The organism is bacterium (genome assembly GCA_023230585.1).
In the GTDB taxonomy this organism is placed as follows: domain Bacteria; phylum Ratteibacteria; class UBA8468; order B48-G9; family JAFGKM01; genus JALNXB01.
The window spans coordinates 1-8,908 of record JALNXB010000071.1 but is presented as its reverse complement, the minus strand read 5'-3'; the positions used below and the strand labels follow the sequence as shown (position 1 = coordinate 8,908).

Below are 8,908 nucleotides of genomic sequence, written 5' to 3'. Positions count from 1 at the left end.
GATGATGTTCTCTTTACATTTCCTGCGGAAGATATGTATAATAATATTATATACAGGGGGGTTAGAGTAAAGATGACCCTTTTGAAAAGTAAAGAGTCCTTTTCGTCTGAAAAGGTTATTGCAATGAGAAACATCGCGTTTTAATTGTGGATAAAGACGAGGATTGCTCCTACTTGTCATTCCGGACTTGATCCGGAATCTCGTTTTGCTCCTGCGTGGGTTAGGTTAGAGAGTCTGAAACAAGTTTAGGATGGTAAAGGGGACGGCTCTCAAAAACAGATTTGGCGAAAAAATAGGAATAAGGGATAACATTAACATAAGGGACAATATGAAGAAAAAAGGTGTAATACTATTTGTAGTACTTGTGTGGGGGTTGATTCTTACCCTTACAGGTATGGGGTTTCTTTATCTTGCTCACCTTGAAAGAGAGAACAGTTATAAAGTTGTTTATCCTGCAGAGGCTTTCTGGTTAGCAGAAGCAGGAGTTGAACACGGAAAAGCGTGGCTTGATAGACATTTAAAGGTGTATCGGTCGCCACCCAGTTATATGGAGACATTTGCTCCTTTTGAACCACAACAATTGGGCAGGGGAGAATATGAGGTCTTTATTGTGCCACCTATGGTTACCCAGACCCACGATTGGAAGATTGTTTCAGTTGGGACTGTTGAAACCTACTCGCCTGGAAAAACTATTACAACAAAAAAAGAGTTAAGCTTAAGGGTAAAAATAAAGAGTTTTGCAAGGTATGCCTACTTTACCGACTTTGAAAAGAGTCCAGGTGGGGATACTATCTGGTTTACCAACAACGACAGAGCTTACGGACCTGTCCATACAAACGATACCCTAAATATCTACAAAGATCCTCTATTTGACGGGTATGTTACAAGTGGTGGTAAACAGTTAAACTATTACCACGGCGGACCTCCTACTGATAAACCTCAATTTAAGGGTGGTTACGAACTTGGAGTTGCAAGTATCGATATGAGCAAGTTTATTAATATGGGTAAACTACAAGAGGCGTCGGTTGGGGATGATGGCATAAATGTTGTAGGCAAAACAACTGTTACTTTATCAGGGAACACTTTCTCTTTTACTGAGGATTTTACGACTGCCAAAGGAACAACAGAGGCACGCACCTGGAGTTTGAATAATAGTGGTAACCTTCTTACCTCAACCTATACAGATTATGTTAAAACAACAGGTTGGTTTGGTATTGTTTCATGGAAAGAAGAAACTAAAACTATTACAAAGACTCTAACACCCTTTTTTAACGGGGTCTTTTATGCAACGGGGGATATTAACATAGCAAGTGACGGAAAGGTCTATAAACATATGACTATTGCCACAGAGAAGAACATATATATTAACGGACATATCAAGTATAGCCATTCCCCGAGTAACCCTGCAGCTCAAGGATTGCTGGGTCTTGTGGCAGAAAAGAATATAGAGGTTACTACCAGTGCTCCTAACAATTTGGTAATACACGCATCTCTTATGGCTTTTGACGGTTCTTTTGGCGTAAAAAACTATAATTCAGGAAAGGCAAGAGGGGCACTTACAATTTGGGGTGGTATAGTACAAAAATATAGAGGTCCTGTTGGGACATTTAACTCAAGTACTGGAACCTACAGTACGGGATACTATAAGGACTATCATTACGATTATAGGGTTACGGCTGTTCCACCACCAAGTTTCCCACAACTTGAGGAAGGTCCATGGGAGAGGTTGTTATGGGAAGAGTCTCCCTTTGAAGTAATTAAGTAACAGATTTCTCTTTTCTGAATCTGTTTTTGCAAGGAGTGTCTTTTGCCTTCTGCCCTACCCCCAATTTTGTCATCCTGAACTTGTTTCAGGATCTCTCACTTAACCCACGTCGGTTTGTCGTTGCACGTGGTAATCCCCGTTTTTATCCTTACTATGTTTTATCCTTGCCTTTGTCTTTTTTTCCCCCCATTTCCTTTTCCGCCTTCGGCGAGATTGCCACGCTTAGAAACCCCTCCTACGCCAAGGCTTCGGCGGGTAAAGCTCGCAAGATAAATTACAAAAGACGGAATGGGGGGTAGTAAAAACGAGATTCCGGATCAAGTCCGGAATGACAAACTTTCCTTATTTGCCTCTCCTCTTGGGTCTTGTCTCCGACAGTATTTCTGAGGGGTAAAGCTCGCAAGATAAACTACAAAAGAAGGAATGAGAGATTGCTTCATATTCCTTTGCCAAGACGTAAAGCACCCCTCATCCTTGATCCTTCTCCCTCAAGGGGAGAAGGATCAAGGGGTATAAATCATTAAAGGTTGTCTATATCTGGGACCCTATCACCTTCTAAACGGTATAAGACCTCCCCTGCTCTCTCAACTACAAAAGTATCTTCTCTCTTCTGGTATTCGGATATATCTACACTCTTATAGTCTATATACCCAAGGTTAATTTTTTTACAGATTGCTTCTGGTATTCCTGTAGCAAGCACAACTTCTACTCTCGGTTTTTCTATACCATTAGCAAATGTCCCTATGCCTTTTACGTGGGTTGAGTGTGCCATTATACAACCAGTAACATCTGTAAATTTATCCATCTGTTTAAGGAAGTAGTCTCTTGTGTGGTAACCAACTTTTTCTATCTCTTTGCCGTGGGTATGTGAAACCTCTTTAACATGTGGAGCGTAAATTATTAGTTGTCCGTTATCTGCTACTATCGGCTCAAGTTTATACATACATTTACCTGCTGTCCATAAGTCTTCATACATTAGTGGCGCAATAGAAAGTATTGTCTTAAAAGGTTGGGGTACATACTTAACATTAAGTTTCGAAGAAAGGTCGGCAGCTTGTGACCAGGCATCTCTATCTCCTGTATAAAATCCGTGTACTTGACCATCTTTTACTACATAACAAATTTGAGTTAATGGTTTTGTTATAAAAGTAGATGCTACGTTTAGCGCTTCTCTGACTGGTGTATCTTTTGTGCCGTTAATTTTTGGATTTGTTATTAGAGCACCTAACCAGTGGAACCTATGTAGAAAGTCAGGTCCTGAAATACCAGGGAATAGATATTTGTAGCCGCCAGAAAACCCGACCACTTCATGTGGAAATATCGGACCTACAAGTAGAATTTCGTCATAATCAAGGACTGCTTTATTTACTGTAACAGGTATCTCTTCTTTAAGTAGCCCACCAGAAATTTCTCCTATTTTAGAAGCAGAAATTGTGCCAATATGAGTAAGAGATTTAGGGTCATCCCAATGGTGTTGGAAAATTTTAGTATCTTTATACTCTTCTTTACGTTCTGAGTTGGTTATTTTCAGAAAATCGTTGACTCTATCTTCGTCCATTACTGGATGTGTGCCGAGAGCAATAAGAAAATCGATTTTTTGGGTTACATCTTTAAGGTTCTTGTAGATACTCTTAAAGATTAAATCGGTTGGACCTGAACGAGTTGTGTCAGGTATTATTGCAAGAACTTTTTTGTTGGCTAAGTTTCTTGATTTTAAACCTTCTGCACATAGATAGTTGATCTGTTCTGGATTTAGAAATTCTTTTTCACTACCTTTTCCTATATACATTTTATTTTCCTTGGTTATGGTTTAAAGTGTGTAATTGTTATGACTCTCATAATAACATACAAGGACGACTGCCCCCCTCATCCTTGATCCTTCTTCTCGCGGTTTTGTCATCCTAAACTTGTTTCAGTAACCTTGCTTTTGTTTTTCTTTTTCGCCTTCGGCGACTTGTTCCGAGTACCCCCAAGGGAGTCTTGTCCTGAGTATCTCCGAGGAATAAAACTCGCAAGACTAACTACAAAAGACAGAATGGGAGATTGCTTCACATTCCTTTGCCAAGACGTAAAGTCCCCCTCACCCTTAATCCCTCTCCCCTATGGGTAGAGGGCAAAGAGAGGGTGCATTGCTTTTCCGCCTTCGGCGAGATTGCCACGCTAAAAAAACGCCCTCCTACGCCAAGGTATACCTGCCGAAGCTTGTATTTTAGCGTAGGTTGGCTTCGGCGGGTAAAGCTCGCAAGATAAACTACAAAAGACGGAATGGGGGGTAGTAAAAACGAGATTCCGTATCAAGTCCCTCGGGGATTTTCACAAAATTCGGATTTACAACCAGGGATAGAAGGTAAACCAGGATTACATTACAAGCAGACGTCCCTCTGGATTAAGTTGTTTGTAGAGGGATTCTCTTATAGGCTGTTTCTTCTTGTATGCTTCTATATGGTTATAACCAGTTTCTTCCCAAGGTGGTGTTGTCAGCAATACTTTTGCAAACTCATCAAGGTATTTGTTCTCCAATTCGCCTTTGTAGTTACCATCAATAAATTTTTCAAAGATAGATGGGAAATTCTTCCAGGCATCTCTCTCTCCACCTGCAGGAATAGGGTAAAAAAGACCATCGTTCTCTTTAACGCCTTTAAGGTCGCCGTCTGCATCTCCCAACATAAGAATTTTTGAAGGGTCATAACCACATTTTTCTTTCACAACTCCTATATGGTGTCCTTTTTTTCCCATCTCTTGACCTGCAATTGTTTGTATGTAAGGTAGCAAATCGTTATATTCCCAGAAATTTACAAGGTCTTCGTAAGGTGTCTGAGAAACAATCATAACGTCTGCCTTCTCAGCCATAAGTGCTAAAGATTCTTTAACGTTTTCAAAAGGAGGTATCTTTACAAAAGGAAATGTTCTGTTAACGGCTTCACTCCAACCAAGAAGTTTATACAAATATAGGTCCATAGACCTTGTAGCCAAAAACTGCTCTAAACTTGGGTTCCCAAGCCCCAGTTTATTATTTTCGCAATAATCAATATATTGGTTAAGAGGTTCTACTTCAGGAAGTGTAATATGTTTCTCTTTAATTATATCTTGCACGTCTTTTCTATTATTTAGGGCATCGAGAGAGTATTTTATTGCAAGAAATCTGTTACACCCTCTTTTAACAGAAAAAAGGTTGTAATATTCTGAAACCTCTCTAAAATAAGATTCTAAACCCCAGAGTTGATAATATTCCATATATTGGGGTTGAAATATCATCATATGTTTACCATTCATATTGTCTGTGACGCAACCGTCTGTATCAATGGCTACAAGATATTCTTTTGTTCTTTTAAAAGATTTTAGTTGCTGTTCTGGGTCGTTTTTAATCTCATCGGCTGTAAGTTTTTTGAATAACATATTAATCTCCTTTACCCTGTTTGGTAGCAGGGTTGTATTTTTCCTCATTCCTTTTCGCCTTCAGTGTTCTACCTTTTTGCAAACCCTCGTGATTTGCAGTTTCCTCTACATTTGATTAAGACGAAGGTCAGACCTCCGTAAAATACATTGATGTACAACCTTCATCAGTAATTTCGTGAAAAGCGAGATTCCAGATCAAATCCGGAATGACAAACAAAGACAGAAGGGGTCTTTCTTTTACCAATTACCTTAGCGTTACAGGGATATAGTCTTTACATTTTTTAGGTGCAAAGATTTCCTCAAACTCAGCAAATTCTGGTAGAGGGTCCCCAAGTAAAGGTAAAGCCCAATTAATAAACTCATCTGTTACATCAACTTTGTTCTCTGAAATCCATTTTTGAGGAAACTTTCTATCAGCGTTTGCAACTAAGTCGAGAGGGACCTTATCATATCTAACTTGATATGGGTTACCAGGTTCTCGTATAATGGTTGACATATACCCGCCCTCTCCTCTCAAAGCAATTTCTGCAGCATAAGCGCCAACTTCATAAGCTTCTTTTAGGTCGCTCTGCGAGGTTGTAAAAAAATCTCTTCTCTGTTTTGTCCCGGGTTTTTCACAACGGGCAATACCTTTACATTTAAGGCGACTATTTGAGAATCCTTTACTATCTTTTCTATCTAAACCGTTTAGGTAGTTGATAAGGGCTTGGTCAACAGATTTACCTGATGCTCCAAATTGGGCGTGCCCAAAATTGTCTTTAAGTATTTCCAGATCACCAATCTCAAGACCTTCACTTATAGACACTATACATCTACCAAACTCTTCTATCTTTTCGTTAACCCTTTCTAAAATAAATTGAAGGTTTTCTTCTGGTTTGTTTTTGTTTAATGCTTCAGGTAGAAGTATTAAGAGAGGCATTTTCCTTGTTGGGTCGGCTAATCGAGCAGAAGCAGTAATAAAACCTATCTTTCGTCCCATAGAACTTATAACAAGTACTGGGTCGCTTGTATAACTTGCTTTATTCTCCTGGTTTGCTTCAAGAATATTCATAGCAGTATATCTTGCAACGCTACCGTAGCCAGGGTTGTGGTCGCATAGAGCGAATGTTCCGTCTTCCTGTAAATCTCCGCCAACATCATTGTCGATGGTTTTTGTAATACCGGTTGAGATTATATCAAGCCCTTTCTTTTTTGCAAGGACACTTACCTTGTTTGCGGTATCCATAGAATCGTTACCACCACAATAAAAGAAGTACCCGACATTATGTTTCTCAAAAACGTCTATTATCCTTTCCATATCTTCGTCTGACTTAATTTTGTAACGGCAACTACCAATCACGCCAGCTGAAGGTGTTTTTGAAAGGAGTTTAACCTGTTGTGGATTTTGAGAATTTATATCATATAACTCTTCTTTAAGAACTCCTATGATACCCATTTTTGCGCCATAGATTTTGTCTATCTTATCTGATTTAAAGAGAGAATCTACAGCTCCTCTTATACTATTATTTATTACAGCGGTTGGTCCACCGCTTTGAGCTATAACTACATTTTTTTTCATAGTCCACCTCTTTGTAAAGTTTTGTTAGTCATATTTCTCCCTTCCTCTCCTCTGGGGGAGGAATAGTATAAAGTAAGGGTGTAATCCTTTTCGCCTTCGGCGTTCTACCCGCCCATTTTCTCATTCTGAACGCCCCACTCTGTCATCCTGAACTTGTTTACCCTGGCAGGGTTTCAGGAACTCCAACCTAATCCACGTAACAGGAGTAGTAAAAACGAGATTCCGGATCAAGTCCGGAATGACAAGCAAGGGTAATTCCCTCGGGGGTACTTGGGATAAGCCTCGCTTTTATCATTATAGTATTTTATTTCGTTATATCTATCTCGGGTCTTCCGTCGAGCATCCATTCTGTATGGAACTCTTGCATTTTACCTTCAGAAGTTTTAACTACTTCTGGTTGGCTTTCTCCACCAATTTTGAAGTAACCGTGTGCTCCAAAATAATCTCTCTGTAAGGCTGCTACCTGAGCTGAAACCATAATAGGTGAAGATATCTGTAAGATGTAATCCAGTGAAGATGTCATACCTGGTACAGGTATACCTGCTTTATGTGAGAGTTCAATAAACTTGGCAAGTTTCCATAAATTTTTATTGACAAAGGCTGCAAATTGAGGTGCAACCAGAAGGTTTGGTAATGCAGGGTTATCTTTGTATGCTTTTGTTATCTCATCAAGGAATTGGGCTCTAATGATACATCCACCTCTCCATAACTTTGCTATCTCTCCTAAATTTAATTCAAAATTATACTCTTTTGAAGCCCCTTGAAGTAGAGCAAGTCCTTGGGCGTAAGAAGAAATTTTTGCTATATAAAGAGCGTCGTGGGCTATATCAATAAGTTTCTCTTTATCTTCTTGGTTCTTTTCGCAAGATGCAAATTTTAATGTTTTTGAGACTTCAAGTCTAAGGTCTTTATCTTGTGACATTTCTCTTGAAAAGACAGCTGATGCAATTGTTGGAATTGGAACAAGAAGTTCAAGTGCACTCTGAACTGTCCAGGTGCCTGTGCCTTTCATTCTTGTTATATCGGCTATTATATCTACAATGTAGCCGTTAGAGTTTTTATTCTCTTCTTTCATACTGTCGCCAGTAATTTCTATCAAGTAAGAGCGTAGAATGTCGTCTCCACCGTTCCAATCAGACATAATATCGGCTATCTCTTTTGCGTTGATTCCGAGAGCCTTTTTGAAGAACCATGCACATTCTCCAATAAGCTGCATATCTCCATATTCTATCCCGTTATGGATGGTCTTAACAAAATGACCTGCTCCGTTAGGGCCAATATATGTTACGCAAGCTGCACCGTCATCTGCTTTTGCTGAAATATCTGTAAAAATGTTTTCTACAAGTTTGTATGCTTCTTTCTGTCCACCTGGCATAATTGCTGGACCTTTAAGAGCTCCCTCTTCTCCACCAGAAACTCCTGTACCAATAAATAGATATCCTTTTTCGTTAAGTTCTTTGTTGCGTCTGATTGTATCTTTGAAAAAAGAGTTACCGCCGTCAATGATAAGGTCGCCTTTATCAAGAAGAGGAAGAAGTTTTTCTATAAATCCGTCAACTGGAGCGCCTTCTTTTACCATTAACATTACTTTACGTGGTGAAGCAAGAGATTCTACAAAATCTTTAAGTTCGTAAGAAGGGATAAAGTTTTTACCTTTTGCTGGACCTTCGGCAAAATCTTTTGTTTTTTGCCCAGTTCTGTTAAAAACTGCAACTGTATATCCCCTACTTTCAATATTTAAGGCAAGATTTTTGCCCATTACTTCCATTCCAATAACACCTATATCTGCTTTTTTCATAATAAAGCCCTCCATTCAAAAGTTAAGTTTTCGTGTGTAATGTTCACACTAAGTAGGTAAAAATTGTGTGGAATCAAACTTTATATATTATACTTAATTTATTTAAATAAATCAAATAAAGAACTAAAAAAGTATGGGGTGTCTACTCACTCTGGTACTACGGCGCAGACACCTTCTACACAACAATCGGGCACTCTGAGAACTTACCCTTCTGCATATAAAGCATCTCCGAAGGGTTCAACAGGCTCAGAGTAGGAGAACAAAAGGCTTGAACCTTTTGTTAACAGCCCCCCCATTCCGTCTTTTGCAGTTTATCTTGCGAGCTTTACCCGCCGAAGCCAACCTACGCTAAAATACAAGCTTCGGCAGGTATACCTTGGCGTAGGAGGGG

The 8,908-nt window shown here is 39.3% G+C and carries 4 protein-coding genes and 1 pseudogene; 1 reads left to right on the top strand and 4 read right to left on the bottom strand.

The window, feature by feature from the left end:
* Window positions 1-328: 328 nt before the first annotated feature.
* Window positions 329-1,765, top strand: a complete 1,437-nt coding sequence (locus M0P98_08595) for a DUF4900 domain-containing protein (GenBank protein ID MCK9266907.1) — start codon at window positions 329-331, stop codon at window positions 1,763-1,765.
* 520 nt (window positions 1,766-2,285) lie between these two features.
* Here the strand turns inward: M0P98_08595 and M0P98_08590 are convergent.
* The 4 genes and pseudogenes from M0P98_08590 to gndA form a co-directional block, all read right to left on the bottom strand.
* A complete protein-coding gene (locus tag M0P98_08590; protein ID MCK9266906.1) occupies window positions 2,286-3,554 on the bottom strand; it encodes a lactate racemase domain-containing protein in 1,269 nt (422 codons plus the stop codon).
* 569 nt (window positions 3,555-4,123) lie between these two features.
* Window positions 4,124-5,161 carry a hypothetical protein gene (locus M0P98_08585; protein ID MCK9266905.1) on the bottom strand — a complete coding sequence of 346 codons (1,038 nt, stop codon included), beginning with the start codon at window positions 5,159-5,161 and terminating at the stop codon, window positions 4,124-4,126.
* A 244-nt stretch (window positions 5,162-5,405) separates the two neighbouring features.
* Window positions 5,406-6,719, bottom strand: a complete 1,314-nt coding sequence (locus M0P98_08580) for a diphosphate--fructose-6-phosphate 1-phosphotransferase (protein ID MCK9266904.1) — start codon at window positions 6,717-6,719, stop codon at window positions 5,406-5,408.
* A 400-nt stretch (window positions 6,720-7,119) separates the two neighbouring features.
* Window positions 7,120-8,517: pseudogene (gndA, locus tag M0P98_08575) on the bottom strand (NADP-dependent phosphogluconate dehydrogenase).
* Window positions 8,518-8,908: the final 391 nt, after the last annotated feature.